The 17,985-nt window shown below is 67.8% G+C and carries 20 protein-coding genes; 5 read left to right on the forward strand and 15 right to left on the reverse strand.

Annotated features, from left to right (window positions below; genetic code table 11):
• The first annotated feature begins 221 nt into the window (after window positions 1-221).
• The 3 genes from mutS to QRO93_RS07080 all read left to right on the forward strand — a co-directional run bounded on the left by mutS (window position 222) and on the right by QRO93_RS07080 (window position 5,321).
• Window positions 222-2,777 carry a DNA mismatch repair protein MutS gene (gene mutS / locus QRO93_RS07070; RefSeq protein WP_053449146.1) on the forward strand — a complete coding sequence of 852 codons (2,556 nt, stop codon included), beginning with the start codon at window positions 222-224 and terminating at the stop codon, window positions 2,775-2,777.
• Window positions 2,778-3,050: 273 nt separating this feature from the next.
• Window positions 3,051-4,610, forward strand: coding sequence for a catalase (locus QRO93_RS07075; RefSeq protein WP_404830596.1), 1,560 nt, complete (start codon window positions 3,051-3,053; stop codon window positions 4,608-4,610).
• A 108-nt stretch (window positions 4,611-4,718) separates the two neighbouring features.
• A complete protein-coding gene (locus tag QRO93_RS07080; RefSeq protein ID WP_049456157.1) occupies window positions 4,719-5,321 on the forward strand; it encodes a DUF937 domain-containing protein in 603 nt (200 codons plus the stop codon).
• A gap of 72 nt (window positions 5,322-5,393) precedes the next feature.
• On the opposite strand, the gene QRO93_RS07085 is transcribed toward QRO93_RS07080, so the two are convergent.
• The 3 genes from QRO93_RS07085 to QRO93_RS07095 form a co-directional block, all read right to left on the reverse strand.
• Window positions 5,394-6,482, reverse strand: a complete 1,089-nt coding sequence (locus tag QRO93_RS07085) for a glycoside hydrolase family 5 protein (RefSeq protein ID WP_258010972.1) — start codon at window positions 6,480-6,482, stop codon at window positions 5,394-5,396.
• A gap of 212 nt (window positions 6,483-6,694) precedes the next feature.
• The gene (locus QRO93_RS07090; protein ID WP_008267691.1) at window positions 6,695-7,102 is read right to left on the reverse strand and encodes an RNA-binding S4 domain-containing protein; all 408 of its coding nucleotides are present in this window, start codon (window positions 7,100-7,102) and stop codon (window positions 6,695-6,697) included.
• 9 nt (window positions 7,103-7,111) lie between these two features.
• Entirely contained in the window at window positions 7,112-7,351 is a 240-nt protein-coding gene (locus QRO93_RS07095) for a hypothetical protein (protein WP_053449143.1), read from the reverse strand.
• Window positions 7,352-7,413: 62 nt separating this feature from the next.
• On the opposite strand from QRO93_RS07095, the gene QRO93_RS07100 reads away from it, so the two are divergent.
• Window positions 7,414-8,886 carry an MATE family efflux transporter gene (locus tag QRO93_RS07100; RefSeq protein ID WP_180879259.1) on the forward strand — a complete coding sequence of 491 codons (1,473 nt, stop codon included), beginning with the start codon at window positions 7,414-7,416 and terminating at the stop codon, window positions 8,884-8,886.
• A 44-nt stretch (window positions 8,887-8,930) separates the two neighbouring features.
• Here QRO93_RS07100 and QRO93_RS07105 read toward each other — a convergent pair whose 3' ends face one another.
• The 11 genes from QRO93_RS07105 to ffh form a co-directional block, all read right to left on the reverse strand.
• On the reverse strand, window positions 8,931-9,341 hold the full coding sequence (locus tag QRO93_RS07105) for a DUF1801 domain-containing protein (RefSeq protein ID WP_164085730.1): 411 nt from the start codon (window positions 9,339-9,341) through the stop codon (window positions 8,931-8,933).
• A gap of 38 nt (window positions 9,342-9,379) precedes the next feature.
• Window positions 9,380-9,814, reverse strand: a complete 435-nt coding sequence (locus QRO93_RS07110; protein WP_180879261.1) for a DUF1801 domain-containing protein — start codon at window positions 9,812-9,814, stop codon at window positions 9,380-9,382.
• A gap of 80 nt (window positions 9,815-9,894) precedes the next feature.
• Entirely contained in the window at window positions 9,895-10,275 is a 381-nt protein-coding gene (locus tag QRO93_RS07115; RefSeq protein WP_180879263.1) for a DUF6404 family protein, read from the reverse strand.
• Between the two features lie 82 nt (window positions 10,276-10,357).
• Window positions 10,358-10,759 carry a 50S ribosomal protein L19 gene (rplS, locus tag QRO93_RS07120; RefSeq protein WP_005408597.1) on the reverse strand — a complete coding sequence of 134 codons (402 nt, stop codon included), beginning with the start codon at window positions 10,757-10,759 and terminating at the stop codon, window positions 10,358-10,360.
• Between the two features lie 154 nt (window positions 10,760-10,913).
• The gene (gene trmD / locus QRO93_RS07125) at window positions 10,914-11,672 is read right to left on the reverse strand and encodes a tRNA (guanosine(37)-N1)-methyltransferase TrmD (RefSeq protein WP_180879265.1); all 759 of its coding nucleotides are present in this window, start codon (window positions 11,670-11,672) and stop codon (window positions 10,914-10,916) included.
• An 8-nt stretch (window positions 11,673-11,680) separates the two neighbouring features.
• Window positions 11,681-12,193 carry a ribosome maturation factor RimM gene (rimM, locus tag QRO93_RS07130; RefSeq protein WP_010483256.1) on the reverse strand — a complete coding sequence of 171 codons (513 nt, stop codon included), beginning with the start codon at window positions 12,191-12,193 and terminating at the stop codon, window positions 11,681-11,683.
• A 44-nt stretch (window positions 12,194-12,237) separates the two neighbouring features.
• Window positions 12,238-12,498, reverse strand: a complete 261-nt coding sequence (rpsP, locus tag QRO93_RS07135; RefSeq protein ID WP_005415733.1) for a 30S ribosomal protein S16 — start codon at window positions 12,496-12,498, stop codon at window positions 12,238-12,240.
• A 131-nt stretch (window positions 12,499-12,629) separates the two neighbouring features.
• Window positions 12,630-13,412 (reverse strand): aminotransferase class IV family protein, encoded by a 783-nt coding sequence (locus QRO93_RS07140; protein WP_053449137.1) that lies wholly within the window; start codon window positions 13,410-13,412, stop codon window positions 12,630-12,632.
• A complete protein-coding gene (locus QRO93_RS07145) occupies window positions 13,409-14,527 on the reverse strand; it encodes a nitronate monooxygenase family protein (RefSeq protein WP_180879275.1) in 1,119 nt (372 codons plus the stop codon). The genes QRO93_RS07140 and QRO93_RS07145 overlap by 4 nt, the downstream gene beginning before the upstream one ends.
• A 39-nt stretch (window positions 14,528-14,566) precedes the next feature.
• The gene (locus QRO93_RS07150) at window positions 14,567-15,001 is read right to left on the reverse strand and encodes a hypothetical protein (protein WP_148564944.1); all 435 of its coding nucleotides are present in this window, start codon (window positions 14,999-15,001) and stop codon (window positions 14,567-14,569) included.
• A gap of 96 nt (window positions 15,002-15,097) precedes the next feature.
• Complete coding sequence (gene ffh / locus QRO93_RS07155) at window positions 15,098-16,474, reverse strand: signal recognition particle protein (protein WP_005408591.1); 1,377 nt, start codon at window positions 16,472-16,474, stop codon at window positions 15,098-15,100.
• A 122-nt stretch (window positions 16,475-16,596) separates the two neighbouring features.
• Between ffh and QRO93_RS07160 the strand changes: the two genes are divergently transcribed.
• Entirely contained in the window at window positions 16,597-17,391 is a 795-nt protein-coding gene (locus QRO93_RS07160) for an inner membrane protein YpjD (RefSeq protein ID WP_049456167.1), read from the forward strand.
• A 101-nt stretch (window positions 17,392-17,492) separates the two neighbouring features.
• Here the strand turns inward: QRO93_RS07160 and QRO93_RS07165 are convergent, their stop codons facing one another.
• Window positions 17,493-17,957 carry a hypothetical protein gene (locus tag QRO93_RS07165; RefSeq protein ID WP_285304048.1) on the reverse strand — a complete coding sequence of 155 codons (465 nt, stop codon included), beginning with the start codon at window positions 17,955-17,957 and terminating at the stop codon, window positions 17,493-17,495.
• Between the last annotated feature and the right edge of the window lie 28 nt (window positions 17,958-17,985).

A 17,985-nucleotide genomic window follows, 5' to 3' on the forward strand; every position in this document is an offset into this window, starting at 1 on the left:
ACCACCGCTGTCGTTGGCGCCCAGACAGCCCCGGCGCGCGCCCCGCCCGGTGGATCAGGGCGGGGATCATCGACCCGCCCAGGCCGTTACACTAACTGTCCTTCCGGCCATGCCCCGCAAGGCCTCGCCCAGACGCCCTGCCCAGACGCGAACCGCTCCAAGTGACTGATACGAAAGACAACACCAGCAACGCCAAGGCGTCAAAAGAACACACCCCGCTGATGAAGCAGTTCTTCGCGGCCAAGTCCGACCATCCGGACCTGCTGCTGTTCTTCCGCATGGGCGATTTCTACGAGCTGTTCTACGACGACGCCCGCAAGGCGGCGCGGCTGCTGGACATCACCCTGACCCAGCGCGGCAGCTCCGGCGGCGCGCCGATCCCGATGGCCGGCGTGCCGGTGCATGCCTACGAGGGTTATCTGGCACGGCTGGTGGCGCTGGGTGAGTCGGTGGCGATCTGCGAGCAGATCGGCGATCCGGCGCTGGCCAAGGGCCTGGTCGAGCGCAAGGTGGTGCGCATCGTCACCCCCGGCACGGTGACCGACGAGGCATTGCTGGACGAACGCCGCGACACCCTGCTGATGGCGCTGTCGCGTACCAAGCAGGGCTACGGGCTGGCCTGGGCCGACCTGGCCGGTGGCCGCTTCCTGGTCAACGAGGTGGAAACCGACGACGCGCTGGAAGCCGAACTGGCGCGGCTGGAGCCGGCCGAACTGCTGGTGCCCGACGAAGAGAACTGGCCGGAATTCCTGCGCCAGCGTACCGGCGTGCGCCGCCGCGCGCCGTGGCTGTTCGACGCCGACAGTGGCCGCCGCCAGCTGCTGGCGTTCTTCAAGCTGCATGACCTGAGCGGTTTCGGCATCGATGACAAGCCGCGCGCCACGGCTGCGGCCAGCGCCCTGCTCGGCTATGTCGAAGAAACCCAGAAGCAGCGCCTGCCGCACCTGACCTCGATCGCGATGGAAACCGCCGGCGAGGCGATTGCGATGAATGCCGCAACCCGCCGCCATCTGGAACTGGATACGCGCGTCGATGGCGACACCCGCAACACCCTGCTGGGCGTGCTGGACAGCACCGTGACGCCCATGGGCGGGCGCCTGCTGCGGCGCTGGCTGCACCGCCCGCTGCGCCTGCGCGAGGTGCTGGTGCAGCGCCACCATGCGGTGGAAACGCTGATCGACCGCGGCAGTGATGCCGACATCCGCGAGCAGTTCCGCCGCCTGGGCGACCTCGAACGCATCCTCACCCGCGTCGCACTGCGCTCGGCGCGCCCGCGCGACTTCTCCACCCTGCGCGATGGCCTGGGCCTGCTGCCGGCAGTGCGCGAGGTGCTGGCGCCGCTGGATTCTCCACGCCTGCAGGCGCTGCACGCCGCGCTGGGCGAACATGACGAATGCGCGCAGCTGCTGGCCAGCGCCATCGCCGAGATGCCGCCGCTGAAGCTGAGCGATGGCGGCGTGCTGGCCGACGGCTTCGACGAGGAGCTGGACGAGCTGCGCCGCCTGTCGACCCATGCCGACCAGTTCCTGGTCGATCTGGAGCAGCGCGAGCGCGAGAGCAGTGGCATCGCCACCCTGAAGGTGGGCTACAACCGGGTGCACGGCTATTACATCGAAATCAGCAAGGGCCAGTCCGACCGCGCACCGGTGCACTACACCCGCCGGCAGACACTGACCAACGCTGAGCGCTACATCACCGAGGAACTGAAGGCCTTCGAGGACAAGGTGCTGTCCGCGCGCGACCGTTCGCTGTCGCGCGAGAAGTACCTGTACGAGCAGCTGCTGGACACCCTCGGCGGGCAGCTGGAACCGCTGAAGCAATGCGCGGCAGCGCTGAGCGAGCTCGACGTGCTGGCCGGCTTCGCCGAACGCGCGCAGGCGCTGGACTGGGCACGCCCGGAACTGCAGGCCGAGCCCTGCCTGAAGATCGAGCGCGGCCGCCACCCGGTGGTCGAAGCGGTGCGCGAACAGCCGTTCGAACCGAATGACCTGGACCTGCATCCGGATCGCCGCATGCTGGTGATCACCGGCCCGAACATGGGCGGTAAATCGACCTACATGCGGCAGAACGCGCTGATCGTGCTGCTGGCCCACATCGGCAGCTTCGTGCCGGCCAGCCGTGCGCTGATCGGCCCGATCGACCGCATCCTGACCCGCATCGGCGCCGGTGACGACCTCGCCCGCGGGCAGTCGACCTTCATGGTCGAAATGGCCGAGACCAGCTACATCCTGCATCACGCCACCGCGCACTCGCTGGTGCTGATGGACGAGATCGGCCGTGGCACCTCCACCTACGACGGCCTGGCCCTGGCCGACGCGGTGGCCCGCCACCTGGCCTACCAGAACCGCTGCTACACGCTGTTCGCCACCCACTACTTCGAGCTGACCGCGCTGGCCGACGAGCAGCACGAGGGCGGCCGCAGCGGCATCGCCAACGTGCACCTCGATGCCGTCGAGCATGGCGAAGCCCTGGTGTTCATGCATGCGGTGAAGGACGGCCCGGCCAACCGCAGCTTCGGCCTGCAGGTGGCGGCACTGGCCGGCCTGCCCCGCGCCACCGTGGCGCAGGCGCGTCGTCGCCTGGCCGAGCTGGAGCAGCGCGGCGGAGAAAGCCATGCCGCCGAGCTGGCACCGCAGGCGCTGGATGCACCGCAGCAGTTCGGCCTGTTCGCAGCACCCTCCAGCAAGGCGCAGGAAGCGCTGGCGGCGATCGACCCGGACGAGCTGACCCCGAAGCAGGCGCTGGAAGCGCTGTACCGGCTGAAGGCGCTGCTGTAACCGCAGCGCACGTCCATGGCCTCCCGCCCGACCGGGGGGCAATTGAAAGACTCCACAAATCCGATTCTGCCTTTCAATTGACAGAATCTATCAACCTGAACGAATCATTCGATTATTCATTTCATCTGGCCCTAGCTACAGTCGAGTGAAGATGTTTCCCACGTCTTCACCGCCACCAGGAGCCAGCCGATGAGCCAGTCCGACAACAACAACGCCAAGTGCCCTTACCACAGCGCCCCGACGCCTGAGGAAGGCGCCCAGCAGCAGCGCGAGCTGAGCACCACGCCGAAGCAGAAGCACGGTGACGACCCGGTTACCCCGATGACCACGGCCTTCGGCGCGCCGGTGGTGGACAACCAGAACAGCAAGACCGCCGGCCCGCGCGGCCCGCTGCTGATGGAAGACGTGTGGCTGCTGGAGAAGCTGGCCAATCTCAACCGCGAGATCATTCCCGAACGCCGCATGCACGCCAAGGGCTCGGGCGCGTTCGGCACCTTCACCGTCACCCACGACATCAGCAAGTACACCCGCGCCAAGCTGTTCGAGAAGGTCGGCAAGCAGACCGAAATGTTCGCCCGCTTCACCACGGTGGCCGGCGAACGTGGCGCCGCCGACGCCGAGCGCGACATCCGCGGCTTCGCGCTGAAGTTCTACACCGAAGAAGGCAACTGGGACCTGGTCGGCAACAACACCCCGGTGTTCTTCCTGCGCGACCCGCGCAAGTTCGCCGACCTCAACAAGGCGGTCAAGCGCGACCCGCACACCAACCTGCGCAGCGCGCGCAACAACTGGGATTTCTGGACGCTGCTGCCCGAAGCCCTGCTGCAGGTGACCGTGGTGATGAGCGACCGCGGCATCCCGCGCAGCTTCCGCCACATGCACGGCTTCGGCTCGCACACCTACAGCTTCACCAACGCCGACAGCGAGCGCTTCTGGGTGAAGTTCCACTTCGTCAGCCAGCAGGGCATCGAATCGCTGACCGACGCACAGGCGCAAATCCTGGTCGGCCATGACCGCGAAAGCCACGGCCGCGACCTGTTCGCCGCCATCGACAAGGGCGACTTCCCGAAGTGGAAGCTGTTCATCCAGGTCATGCCGGAACTGGATGCGGAAACCTACCGCGTGCACCCGTTCGACCTGACCAAGGTGTGGCCGAAGAGCGACTACCCGCTGATCGAGGTCGGCCAGTTCGAACTGAACCGCAACCCTGTCAACTGGTACCAGGACGTGGAGCAGTCGGCGTTCGCACCGAGCAACCTGGTGCCGGGCATCGGCCCGTCGCCGGACAAGATGCTGCAGGCGCGCCTGTTCGCCTATTCCGATGCCCAGCGTTACCGCCTGGGCGTCAATCACCACCAGATTCCGGTGAACGCCGCGCGCTGCCCGGTGCACAGCAACCACCGCGATGGTGCGATGCGCGTGGACGGCAACTACGGCGGCCTGCCGCACTACGAGCCGAACAGCTACGGCCAGTGGCAGGAGCAGCCGGAGTACCGCGAGCCGCCAATGAAGATCCGCGGCGATGCCGACTTCTGGAATTTCCGTGAGGACGACGCCGACTACTTCAGCCAGCCCGGTGCACTGTTCCGCAGCTACAACCAGGCGCAGAAGGACCGCCTGTTCGCCAACACCGCCCGTGCCCTGGGCGATGCGCCGGACTTCATCAAGCAGCGCCACATCGACAACTGCAGCAAGGCCGATCCGGCTTACGGTGCCGGCGTCGCTGCGGCCCTGAAGGCGCTGGCCAGCCAGCCGTCGGACCCGTTCAAGCCGGCACAGCCGGAAACCGACTTCCCTGCCGCCACCCCGGGCGCGGAAGACATCGAGCTCTGATCGGCCTCCCCCGTGTACGGCACGCCGCCTCCCCGTGAGGCGGCGTCGCCGTTTTAACGGTCCGCGTCGTACCTTCTGCACGCCCCATCCCAATCGAGGATTCCCCTGATGAGCCTGACCGATGAACTTCTCGCCAAATTGCAGGGCGCTCCGCTGCAGCAGGTGTCGCAGCAGCTCGGCATCAGCGATACCCAGGCCTCCGGCGCGATCAGTGCCGCGCTGCCGGTGCTGATGGGCGCGCTGGGCAACAACGCTGCGCAGCCGCAGGGGGCGCAGGCCCTGCTCGGCGCGCTGCAGAACAACCACAGCGGCCTGGACCTGGGCAGCGTGCTCGGTTCGGTGCTGGGCGGAGGTGGCGGTGGTGCCGCCAGCGATGGCGCCGGCATCCTCGGCCACATCTTCGGCGGCAGCCAGCAGAAGGTGGAAACCGGCCTGGCCCAGGCCACCCAGCTCGACAGCGGCCGCACCAGCCAGCTGCTGCAGATCCTCGCGCCGATCGTGATGGCCTTCCTCGCCCAGCGGCTGGGTGGCGGCCAGGCCGATGCCGGCTCGCTCAGCCAGGCGCTCGGCCAGGAAAAGCAGCAGGTGCAGCAGCAGGGCGGCATTGCCGGTGGCCTGCTCGGCAGCGTGCTGGACCAGGACGGCGACGGCCAGTTCGGCATGAGTGACCTGTTGAAGCTGGGCGGCAACCTGCTCGGCGGCAAGCGCTGACCGGCGCTGTCGCCGGGGATGACCCGGCATGAACTGCATCGCTACGGATCACGCCGGGCCCTGCCCGGCGTCCTACCGGTTCCCGGCCTTCAGCCGCTGCAGGATCGGCGCGAACAACGGCGCCTGCATCGAGCGCGGCGGCACCGCTGGCTTTCCTTGTTCCTGTGCCTGCCAGTACGACCACGGCAGCGCCTTGTCGCCCAGTTCGTAGTCCATGCCGTCCCAGCCATCCTCGCGGAAAGCGTAGAAGGCCCAGTGCACCTTGTCCTGTTCCAGCACCTGCAGCACGTCCTGCAGGTAGCGGCTGCAGTCGGGCCAGCGGCGCATGCAGCCGAATTCACCGACCACCATGCGGTTGGCCCCCACCCCGTGCGTCTTCGCCCACTCCATCGGCTGCTGCAGGTAGCTGCGCACGCGCGCCGCGTCCCAGCGCTCGCTGTGGCCGCCGAACGGCACGCTGCCCGGGTAGCGCCAGGGCTTGGCTCGCTTCTGGTTGGGCGCACTGGTCGCTGCGTACGGTTCGTACATGTGCACGCTGTACAGCAGCTTCGCGTCGTCCAGCGGAGCCGGCCAGTAATTGAAGCCATCGGCGGCCGCATACCATCCGGCATCCAGCATCAGCGGCATTTCCGCGTCGACCTCGCGGATGCGCGCGATCAGCTCCGAGTAGAAACGGCGCAGATCACGCGGACCGTCCTGCACCCCGGCGTACCACTGCTGCATCGCCTCGCTGGACGCATGTTCGGCCAGGCCGGCACCGAATTCCGGCACCGGTTCGTTGATCAGGTTGTAAGCGGCCAGTGCGGGATGTCCCTTCAGCGCCACGGCCAGGTCATGCCAGAAGCGTAGCGCCGGGGCGTGATTGTCGAACGACTGCCACAGGCGCTGGTCGACCTTGTCACCGTTGTGCTGCTTCCAGCGCAGCAACGGCAGCGACAGCGGGGTGAGCACCACCTTCAGTCCGGCCGCGTCGGCATCGTCCAGCACGCGGCGCAATGTCGCCAGATCAGCTGCGACCAGCCCTTGATAGTCGTCCGCGTTGCCGATCAGGAAGTCACGGCCGCCCTGCGCCTTCCACTTGTCCGGTACCAGCCGCACCCAGGTCGCGCCGGTCGCACGCAGCGCCTCGAAGTAGTCCCGGTCCGGAGGCGACATGTTCATGCTGTTGCCCCCGCGCTGCGGAGCATCCCAGAAGGTGATATCGGCCGCGTGCAAGGGCGCGGCAGCAAGCAGGGACAGGCACAACAATAGGCAACGCATCGGCAGGCTTCCAGAAGGTGAACATCCAGCCTGCCCCGCCGCTTCCGAACGCACCGTGACTCGCGCCTCCTTTCGCACCGCGATAGGAACAGTGCACCGGAATCGCCGTTCCGTCAGAGCGCGTCGATATCACCCAATGCCCGTATCAACCGCCGCGCGCGCTTGTCCGGCTTGTGCTCCGGCGGCTGGAAACCATCGCGGGCGGCGATGCGCAATGCGCGCTGTTCCGCACGACGCGCCTTCGAGGCCTCGCTCTCGGCGTACAGCTGCTGCGCCGCCGGGGCCGGCCCGCGCTGGTCGCTCAGCCCCAGCACCTGGATCTCGAAATGCTCTTCGCCACGATCGACCTGCAGCTGCTCACCCACGCGCACGGCGCGCGAGGATTTCGGGCGCTGGCCAGCCACGCTGACCTTGCCGGTCTCAATGGCCTGCTTGGCCAGGCTGCGGGTCTTGAAGAAACGGGCCGCCCACAGCCAGATGTCCAGGCGGACACTGGGCGACAGCGGGGAAAGCTCATGCATCGGTGCGTACTACTCCGGTGGCTTGTTCAGGGGACGCGGATGGTCGGGGTCGGTACGGCAACCGCTGCCCCCGATCAGGGTGGGTACGCCAGCGGACAGATCCTGGCGCTGGCTGCCGACCAGGCATTCGGGCCGGTCGGTCGGCCGCACCTGGGTATCACCCAGCCGGTCGTCCATCGAACATGCGGCCAGTACGACGCCGATCAAGGCCAGCGCCATGCCCCGTCCCACCCGTAGTCGTTGATGCATTGCCACATCCCGCAAACCGGCTTGGTGCTAGTGTGCGCCTCCCGGGAATCGATCACCACTCCATGGCCAAAGCGCCGCTTGACCTGACCTCCGGCCCGATCGGCCGCAATCTCCTGCTGTTTTCCCTGCCGATCCTGGCCGGCAACATCGCGCAGTCGCTGAATGGTTCGGTGAATGCGGTGTGGGTGGGGCGTTTCCTCGGCGAGGCGGCGCTGACCGCCACCGCGAACGCCAACAACATCATGTTCTTCCTGATCGGCTCGGTGTTCGGCTTCGGCATGGCCTCGACCATCCTGATCGGCCAGGCCATCGGCGCACGCGACATTGCCGAGGCGCGGCGCGTGGTCGGTACCAGCGCCACCTTCTTCATCGGCCTGTCGGTGATCATCGCCATCGCCGGCTGGTTCATGGCGCATCCGCTGCTGGCGGCGATGGGCACGCCGGCCGCCTCGCTGCCGCTGGCCGAGGCCTACCTGCAGATCATCTTCCTGGCGATGCCGACGCTGTACGCGTTCGCCTTCCTCACCGCCGCGCTGCGCGGTGCCGGCGATTCGCGTACGCCGTTCCGCTTCCTGATGGTGTCGGTGGCGCTGGACATCGTGCTGAACCCGGTGCTGATCTTCGGCATGGGGCCGTTCCCCGCGCTGGGCATCGCCGGCTCGGCGTGGGCCACGCTGGTCGCGCAGACCCTGTCGCTGGCCGGCCTGCTGCTGTACATGCGCCACAAGCGCCACACGCTGTGGCTGGGGCGTGCCGACATGCGCCTGTTCAAGCTCGACCTGACCATCCTCAAGGCGCTGGTGCTCAAGGGCGTGCCGATGGGCCTGCAGATGGTGCTGATCTCGCTGTCGGTGATCCTGCTGATGACCATGGTCAACCAGTACGGCACCGCGACCGGCGCAGGCTATGGCGCCTCGCTGCAGCTGTGGAACTACCTGCAGATGCCGGCGATGGCGATCGGTGCGGCCTGCTCGTCGATGGCCGCGCAGAATGTGGGCGCACAGCGCTGGGACCGCGTGCGTGGCACCGCACGCCAGGGCGTGATGTTCAACTTCCTGCTGACCGGCGCACTGATCCTGCCGCTGGTGGTGTTCGATCGCCAGCTGCTGGCGCTGTTCCTGCCGCCGGCCAGCGAGGCATTGGACATCGCCCGCCATCTCAACCATGTGGTGATCGGCTCGTTCCTGTTCTTCGGCGTCAGCTTCGTGATCTCCGGCGTGGTGCGCTCGACCGGCGCGGTGATTCCGCCGCTGCTGATCCTGGCCGGCTCGCTGTGGGGCGTGCGCGTGCCGTTCGCCGAACTGCTGCAGCCGTACTGGGGTGCCGATGCGATCTGGTGGAGTTTCCCGGTCAGCTCGTTCGTATCGATGCTGCTGTCGCTGGCGTATTACCGCTGGGGTGGCTGGCGCAAGGCGAAGATGATCGGCAAACCGTCGCACGCCGAGGAACTGGCCACGCCCTCGGAAATTCCGGCCTGCCCGCCCTCGCCGGTGGCCGACCCGGATGCCGCATTGGAATCATCGCCGCCACGCTAGTGCCTGCCGCTGGCCGGCGTGCAACAGCCGGCCAGCGGCAGGCTCTACCGTTTCTTCTTTTTCGCCGCGTTGAACGTGGCCGCCTCGCGCAGCAGCGCCTTGAACGCGGCGGCATTGGGCATCGCGCCTTCATGGATGTCGATCGCGCGCCGCGTGTTGCCGTCCAGGCTGGCGTTGAACAGACCCTTCGGGTCCGCCAACGCCGCACCGTTGGCGAAGGTCAGTTTCACCGCCTGCTTGTAGGTCTCGCCGGTACACAGGATGCCGTTGTGTTCCCACACCGGCGTGCCGCGCCACTTCCAGGTTTCCTGCACCTCCGGCAGCGCTTCATGGATCAGCGCGCGCACGCGTGCCAGCGTCTCGCCACGCCAGTCGCCCAGTTCGGCGATGCGTGCATCGATCAGTTCGGCCGCCGGGGTTCCGGCATCGGCAGGGTTGGGCGCGTGCGTGGCCATCAGGTGCTCTCGTCGGGAAGGACATCGAAACGTCGGGCTTACATGCGCTCGCCGGGCAATGCGGCCGCCTGCCGCACCCAGTCGAGGAACCGGGCTTCATCCAGCACGCCGTCCTGCGGGAGGTGCAGGTAGCGCGTATCGGCGCTTCTGGACGGCTCGGGCGGCACCGGCTTCAATGCGGCGCCGCGGAAAAACGCGACCTTGATGTAGCGCGTGAAGCAATGGAAGCTGAGGAACCAGCCTGCGCCCGGGGCCGCCGCATACATTGGCGAATTCCATTTCACCGCCTTGTGCACGCCGGGCACGGCCTGCTCGATCAGCGCATCCAGGCGCTCGCCGATCGGTCGTTTCCAGTCCGGCATCGCCGCGATGTAGGCCTGCACCGTGGCATCGCCCTCGCCCTTGGCGATCTGCGGGTTGCCGCCGGACAGCAGCCTGGGAGCGGCGGAAGGTGCGGTTCGCTTGGCAGGCATCGCACGGCACGTCCATCTGAGTGGAAAGTGCAGCCTAGCGCGGTGCATGCCTGCCGGTCACGGCGCGCTGCGCCATCGGTTCAGTCCGTCTGGCCGGCCAGGAACTGGCGCCAGCCCGGCAGCTTGCGGTGACGCCGCAGCGAATGCATCAGCGCCGCCATCACCACGCCGAACACGGCACCGGCCAGCAACCCGGCCACCAGCAGCAGGGCCAGCGGGCGCTCACTGCCCTGCCACAGCATCAGCCACATCAGCCCGGTCCAGAACAGCCCGAACAACAGGCCCTGCACCAGCGCATTGGTGCCGAAGCCGGCCAGGATCGGCGGTGGCAATGCGACGCCCACGCGCCACAGCAGCCGATGCAACAGCGGGGCCGACTGCGCACGCGCCAGCCCCTTGCTGTCGAGAAAGCGCAGCGCCGACTGGATTGCGGCGGGATAGCGCGGATTGATGTCGCTCATCACCTGATCGTGACCGATGCACGGCCGGAAACGCAAACGGCCACCCGAAGGTGGCCGTCGCGGCAACAACCGAAGTTGTTTATCAGGCCTTTTCGGCCAGACGGGCAGCCTTGGCGGCAGCAGCGGCAGCCAGGTCTTCCTTGATGCGGGCAGCCTTGCCTTCCAGGCCACGCAGGTAGTACAGCTTGCCGGCGCGGACCTTACCACGACGCTTCACTTCGACCGAGTCGATGATGGCGCTGTGGGTCTGGAACACGCGCTCGACGCCGTAGCCGTGCGAGATCTTGCGGACGGTGAACGAGGAGTTCAGGCCGGCATTCTTGGTGGCGATCACAACGCCTTCGTAGGCCTGCACGCGCTCGCGGCTGCCTTCCTTCACCTTCACGTTGACGACAACGGTGTCGCCCTGGCTGAACTTCGGCAGTTCGCGGGTGATCTGGGCGGATTCGAATTCCGCGACGATGGACTTGTTCAGCTTGCTCATGGGTTACACCGATTCTTGTTCGGGTGGGTGTGTCGTTTCGACAACGTAGGCTGATGCAGTCACTGGACTGTGCTGCACGTTTGTTGTGGGTACTGCGCGCGCCGGCCGGGGCTGGCGGGAATTGGCCATGATAGCCGATAAAGCCAGCCCTGCGCTAGGGGCCGGCCTTCTGTTTCAGGGCCTGCCGGGCCTGGTCCAGCAGTTTGCGGTCGGCCTTGCCCAGTGCCTGTTCATCCAGCAGGTCCGGGCGCCGCTGGGCGGTACGGACCAACGACTGCTGGCGGCGCCAGGCAGCGATGGCCGCGTGGTTGCCCGAGCGCAGCACCTCCGGCACGTCACCCAGCGGATGCTGGGCCGGCTGGCTGTAGTGCGGGCAGTCGAGCAGGCCGAGGTCGCCCTCGAAGCTGTCCTGCGCCGCAGATTCGGCGTCGTTCAGGGCGCCGTCCTGCAGGCGCGCCACGGCGTCGATGATCACCGCCGCGCCCAGCTCGCCCCCGGACAGCACGTAATCGCCGAGGGAAATCTCCTCGTCGACATTGGCTTCCAGGAAACGCTCGTCGATGCCTTCGTAGCGGCCGCAGAGCAGGACCATGCGCGGCAAAGCCGCCAGTTCCCGCACCTTGGCCTGGGTCAGCGGTGCGCCCTGCGGGCTGAGGTAGATCACCCGCGCCGGGGCCGGGTCGGCGTCGCGGATCGCCTGCAGGCAGGCCTGCAGCGGCTCGATCAGCATCACCATGCCCGGGCCACCGCCGAACGGACGGTCGTCCACCCGGCGGTAGTTGCCTTCGGCGTAATCACGGGGATTCCAGCCATGCAGGCTGAACAGGCCCTTCTCCTGCGCACGCCCGACCACGCCCAACTCAGCGGACTGGGCGAGGAACTCGGGGAACAGGGTGATGACGTCGAAACGCATGCTCACACTCAGAACTCGGGATCCCAGTCGACCACGACCAGGTTGGCCTCGAAGTCGACCGATTTGACGAAGTCCGGCTGCACGAACGGAATCATCCGCTCGCGGTCACCACGGACCACCACCACGTCGTTGGCGCCGGTGCTGAACAGGTGCGAGACCTGGCCCAGGGCGACGCCCTCGGTGGTCTTCACGTCCAGGCCTTCCAGGTCCACCCAGTAGTACTCATCGGGCTTCGGCGGCGGCAGCGCACTGCGCGCCACGTAGATCTCGGTGCCGTGCATCGCTTCGACGGTATCGCGGTCCTCGACGCCGGGGAAACGGGCGACCAGGTGCTTGCCGCTGTCGCGGCCACGCACACCTTCAATCGTGGTTTCCACGCCGGACGGGCTGCGCACGATCCACGGCTGGTAACGGAAAATGGCGGAACGTGGCTCGGTCCAGGACTCGAGCTTGATCTCGCCGCGCACACCAAAAGCGCCGACAACCCTGCCCAGCAGGATGCGGCGCTCGATATCTTTCATCTGCTTCAACCAAGAGGGCCACGCCGAAGCGTGGCCCGTCAGGATCAGGCCGCAGCGGCCTGGGACTTGGTCGCTTCCTTGATCAGGTTGCGGACCTTGTCGGTCGGCTGGGCGCCGTTCTTGACCCAATGGTCAACGCGGGCCAGGTCCAGCTCGATGCGCTTCTCGGCGCCCTGGGCGACCGGGTTGTAGAAGCCAACGCGCTCGATGTTGCGGCCGTCGCGCGCGCTGCGCACGTCGGTGACGATGATGTGGTAGAACGGACGCTTCTTGGCGCCGCCGCGGGTCAGTCGAATCTTGACCATGGTGTTTTTCCTATTGCCCAGTCGCCAGGATGGCGAGGTAAGCGGGCGATTATAGCGGCAGAGCCGGGCCGAGCCAACCCCGGGGGTGCCCCGACCTTCACGGTAGCACCGGGCCCTGCCCGGCGGGGCTTTCAGCCCAGATCGTCCCAAGGCACCCCTGCCAGCACCGCCCTACCCTGTTCAGCCAGCGCCTGCGAACCCGGCAGGACATGCCCGTCGATGGCCTCCAGCGCCCACAGGCCGCTGGCATTGCAGGCGAAGGCCGCCTTCACGCCAGCCAGGGCCGCCCGCGGGAGGGGCCGGCTGACCTGCGGGCCGGGCCAGTGCTGCTTCAGCAGGCTCTCGGCGGTACCACGCAGGGCGGGGGCGCGCGGCCAGAGCAACTGGTGACCGTCGTGGACGGCCAGGTTCCAGGTTGTGCCTTCGCTGATGCAGTCGTCGCTGCCGACCAGCAAGGCATCGTCGAAGCCCTCGGCCATCGCCGCACGCCGCTCGGCGAACAGGCCAAAAGTGCCTACATGCTTGATCTGCGGCAGCTCGCGCTGCCAGACCACGCTGCGCACCCGCTTGGGTGCGCTCAGTGCCACCGGCGCCGAGACGGCCACCAGCACGTCCACCGGCACGGTCGCCAGCGGGCTGCGGAAATCGAAGTGGCGCGAGTACACCGTCACCCGCAGCGAGGCATCGGCCCGCGCCGCCTGCTGCAGCGCCTGCACCATCCACGCCTGCACCTGCCCCGTATCCAGTTCGCTGCCAAACAGTTCGCGCGTGGCCTGCGCAAGCCGCGCCAGATGCAGGTCGAGCCCCTGCACGGCACCGCCGCGCACCTGCAGCGAGGTGAAATGGCCATAGTTGACCAGTGCCGGCAGCAGGTCCTCGACCTGCGCCGGCTGGCCGTTGCAGGTCACCGTCATCGCAGCAGCGCCTGCGCCTGTTGCCACATGCCACGCAGCACGTCGGCGGCCGGCTGTGCCGGGGCCATCCATGCCGACTGCCCGGCCCACGCCTGCATCGCCGCCAGCCGGTTTTCCTGTACGGCCTGCCTGCGCATCGGTGCGGTCAGGCCGCGCTGCACCGGGTACGGGCGCGGTGCAGGTGCGCCGTCCGCGGCGGCGGCGCGCACATAGGGGGTGGCCAGGCCACGGCCAAGGCGGCCACTGAAGGCACGCGTCGGCCAGGTATCCTCCGGCTCGCTGGCGGCCAGCCCGTCGGCCCACGCCGAGGCGATCGCCGCTTCGGGCGTGCGCAGGAAGGCCGTGCCGATCTGCACGGCGCTGGCGCCGAGGGTGAGCGCGGCGGCGATGCCACGGCCATCGGCGATGCCACCGGCAGCGATGACCGGAATCCGCAGGTGATCGGCCAGGCGCGGCAGCAGCGCGAACAGCCCGACCAGCTGGCGCTCGGCCATCGCCGGATCAAAGGAACCGCGGTGGCCGCCCGCTTCCACGCCCTGCGCCACCACCGCATCGGCGCCGGCGTCCTGTGCGGCGCGTGCTTCGGACAAGGTGGTCGCACAGGCGATCCAGGCGATGCCGGCATCCTTCAGCTGCTGCACGTGGCGTGGCTGCAGCACGCCCATGATGGTCGAGGCCACTGCCGGGCGCGCCGCCAGCAGCGCGGCAAACTGTTCTTCGAAGTCGGCAGGCGTGGCATCGGCGGCGCTGGCCGGCACGTCCGGGCCCCACTGTGCGAGGAAGGTGCGGCTGGCAGCCTCGGCGGCAACATCGCGGGTCGGTGCCGGGTCCGGCACCCACAGGTTCACCTGCGCCGGACCGGTGGTAGCGGCGCGGAAGTCGTCCATCCATCGGCCGATATCGGCCGATGACGACAGCACCGCGCCCATCGCGCCCATGCTGCCGGCGTTGGCCAGCGCGGCCGACAATGGCACCGGGCAGGCGCCGGCCATCGGTGCCAGCAGGATCGGAAGCTGCAATGAAAAACGCCGACAGAAGGCGTCGGCGCGTTCAAGAATCGGCGATGCGTTCACGCGACATACCTGTGGGAGAAGTCGCTGCCCAGCATACGCCAGTCGCTGCGGCCAGAACCCGAGGGGCTGGCCGCGCGAGGATCAGCGCGCCACCACCGCGTAGGTGCGCACCAGCTGGCTGTCCATTTCCTCGTTGAACTGGAAGGTCACATAGCGTGCGTCGTCGGCGGCGAATTCCGCCTCGGCCGATGCACGGCCGATTTCGGTGCCCTCGGCATCCAGCGCACGCGCAACCAGCTTGCCCTTGAAGGCCTTGTCGGCCACCACATACACGGCCGCTTCCTTGGAACCCATGCCGCGGCTCTTGCCCAGGGTCACGGTCAGGCCCCGCGCCGCCAGGCCCGGATCGGCCTGCAGCGTCACGTTCATGCGCTTGTCCACGCCTTCGCCCAGGCCAGCGACGAAATCGGCTGCGGTACCACTGATGGCACTGCCGGCCTTCTGCGATACCGAGGTGTCGTCCTTGCAGGCGGCCAGCGCCAGTACCAGCGCCGCTACCACGATCATCTTCTTCATGTGCATTCCCTTGTCAGATCAATACGTAGTCAAGCAACAGGGGACTGGCCACGCAAGTGCCGGTCCCGGCCCCCTGTGCCCTCCCCCTTTCAGGCATCAACGGAACGGCATGCCGCGGCCGCCCATGGCGCCCATCATGCCCTTCATGCTGCGCAGCATGCCCTTCATGCCGCCGCCCGCCATCTTGCTCATCATCTTTTCCATCTGCATGTACTGCTTCATCAGCTTGTTGACGTCGGCCGGAGTCACGCCCGAGCCCTTGGCGATGCGCGCGCGGCGCGAGCCGTTGAGCAGGTTCGGGTTGCGCCGTTCCTTCTTGGTCATCGAGCTGATGATGGCGATCATGCGCGGCACTTCCTTGCCCTGGCTGACCTGCTGCTTCAGATGGTCGGGGATGTTGCCCAGGCCCGGCAGCTTGTCCATCAGGCCGCCGATGCCGCCCATGTTCTGCATCTGCTCCAGCTGGTCGCGCATGTCGTTCAGGTCGAACTTCTTGCCCTTGGCGACCTTCTCGGCCAGCTTGGCGGCCTTGTCCTTGTCGACCTGCTGCTCGACCTGCTCGACCAGCGACAGCACGTCGCCCATGTCGAGGATGCGGCTGGCGATGCGGTCCGGGTGGAACACATCCAGGCCTTCCGGCTTTTCGCTGACGCCGACGAACTTGATCGGCTTGCCGGTGATGTAGCGCACGCTCAGCGCGGCACCGCCACGGGCGTCACCGTCGGTCTTGGTCAGCACCACGCCGGTCAGCGGCAGCGCGTCACCGAAGGCCTTGGCGGTGTTGGCCGCGTCCTGGCCGGTCATGGCATCGACCACGAACAGGGTTTCGGCCGGGTTCACGGCAGCGTGCAGGGCCTTGATCTCGGCCATCATCGCTTCGTCGATGGCCAGCCGGCCGGCGGTATCGACCAGCAGCACGTCGACGAACGACTTGCGCGCATCATCGATGGCGGCGCGGACGATGGCTTCCGGCTTCTGGTCGGCGCTGGACGGGAAGAACAGCACGCCAACCTGCTCGGCCAGGGTCTTCAGCTGCTCGATCGCGGCCGGACGGTAGACGTCGGCCGACACCACCATCACCTTCTTCTTGCGCTTTTCCTTCAGGTGCTTGGCCAGCTTGCCCACGGTGGTGGTCTTGCCGGCGCCCTGCAGGCCCGCCATCAGGATGATGGCCGGGGCTGGAACATTGAGGTTCAGGTCGCTGGCTTCAGCGCCCATCACCGCGGTCAGCTCGTCGCGCACGACCTTGATCAGGGCCTGGCCCGGGGTCAGCGACTTCAGCACTTCCTGGCCGACCGCGCGCACCTTGATGCGCTCGATCAGGGCCTGCACCACCGGCAGCGCGACGTCGGCTTCGAGCAGCGCGATGCGGACCTCGCGGGTCGCCTCGCGGATGTTCTCCTCGGTCAGGCGGCCACGGCCACGCAGGCGCTCGATGGTGCCGGAAAGGCGCTGGGTCAGGGACTCGAACATGCGGTACGACCTGTCTGAAAACGGGGGACAATAAGGCAGACAGTATAACGGGTCCGCCCCGCCTGCCGGGCTGCGACGCCGCGGCCGTCGCCACCACCGCGGGGGTATGCGAAACTGCAACGATGACAATCGTTCTCATCGCCGTCCTGCTCTACCTGGCCGCCAGTGCCCTGCTGGTGCGCGCGCTCGGCCGCGATGAAACCACCGGCTCCCCCACCTGGCTGTGGCCGGCGCTGCCGGCGATGCTGCTGCATGGCGGCTACCACGTGATGGTGGCGATGCGCACCAATGGCGGGCCGGACATGCACTTCTTCGCCGCGCTGTCGCTGGTGGGCCTGGGCATGGCCTGGCTGACCTCGCTGGTCGGCGCGCGCGGACGGATGTCGGCGCTGGGCGTGGTGGTGTTCCCGCTGGCGGCCGTGCTGCTGCTGGCCTACCACGGCTACGGCCACGAACCGAGCAAGGTGCTGGGCTGGCGCCTGGCCAGCCACGCCTGGCTGGCGCTGCTGGCCTACGCCACGCTGAGCATCGCCGCACTGCTGGCGATCATGCTGTGGCTGCAGGAGCGCGCGCTGCGCCGCCGCGAGTTCCGGCCGTGGCTGCGTGCGCTGCCGCCGCTGGCCGACCTGGAATCGCTGCTGTTCCGGGTCATCACCGTCGGTTTCGCGCTGCTGACCCTGACCCTGGTCACCGGCGTGCTGTTCGTCGACGATCTGCTGGCGCAGAAGCTGGTGCACAAGACCGTGCTCAGCGTGCTGTCGTGGATCGTGTTCGGCGTGCTGCTGATCGGCCGCCGCCGCTACGGCTGGCGCGGCATGAAGGCGGTGCACTGGACGCTGGCGGCGATGCTGTTGCTGCTGCTGGCGTTCTTCGGCAGCCAGTTCGTGATCGAACTGGTGTTCGGGCATTCGCGATAGCGGCGTGCCGCACCGCGGTCGGCACCCACCCCAACATCGCATGGTAGTGCCGGCCGCTGGCCGGCAACTGGACAGCACCCTGCGTGGATGCCGTAGGCGGTTCAGGGCACCGGCTGGGCGAGGATCTTCCGCACCGACTGGCCGCGACTGGTCACGATGTCATCGACCTGCCAGCAGCCGTTGCCTTGCCGGACCATCGGTACGCGGGTCAGGCGCGCCTGCTTCCACACGGTGTAGCGCATCTCGACCACGCCGGCACTGGCCGAATCCTGCCGCCATTGGTAGTCCACCGCGCTGTCAATGTCACCATCCTGGCCATCCAGCCAGGGGTCCGAATCGATCGTGCAGATGCCCTCCTCGCGCAGCTGGCAGGCGCGTTCGCCGCGCAGCGCCTTGCCGAATGCCGGGCTCACCAGCGCGGGCGGCGGCTGCAACAGATCCCCCTTGCCCGTCGTCGCCTCGTAGAACGCGCGCACCACGACCGTCGGCGCCTGGCAGGCCGGTGCGGCCTGCACGGCGGGGGCCAGCAGCAACCCGGCGAACACCCACATCCCTGTCTTTCGCATAGGTCTCTCCTTGGGGTAGTGGCGGCCC

The sequence above is a fragment of the Stenotrophomonas maltophilia group sp. Smal17 genome, assembly GCF_030237045.1.
In the GTDB taxonomy this organism is placed as follows: Bacteria; Pseudomonadota; Gammaproteobacteria; order Xanthomonadales; family Xanthomonadaceae; genus Stenotrophomonas; species Stenotrophomonas forensis.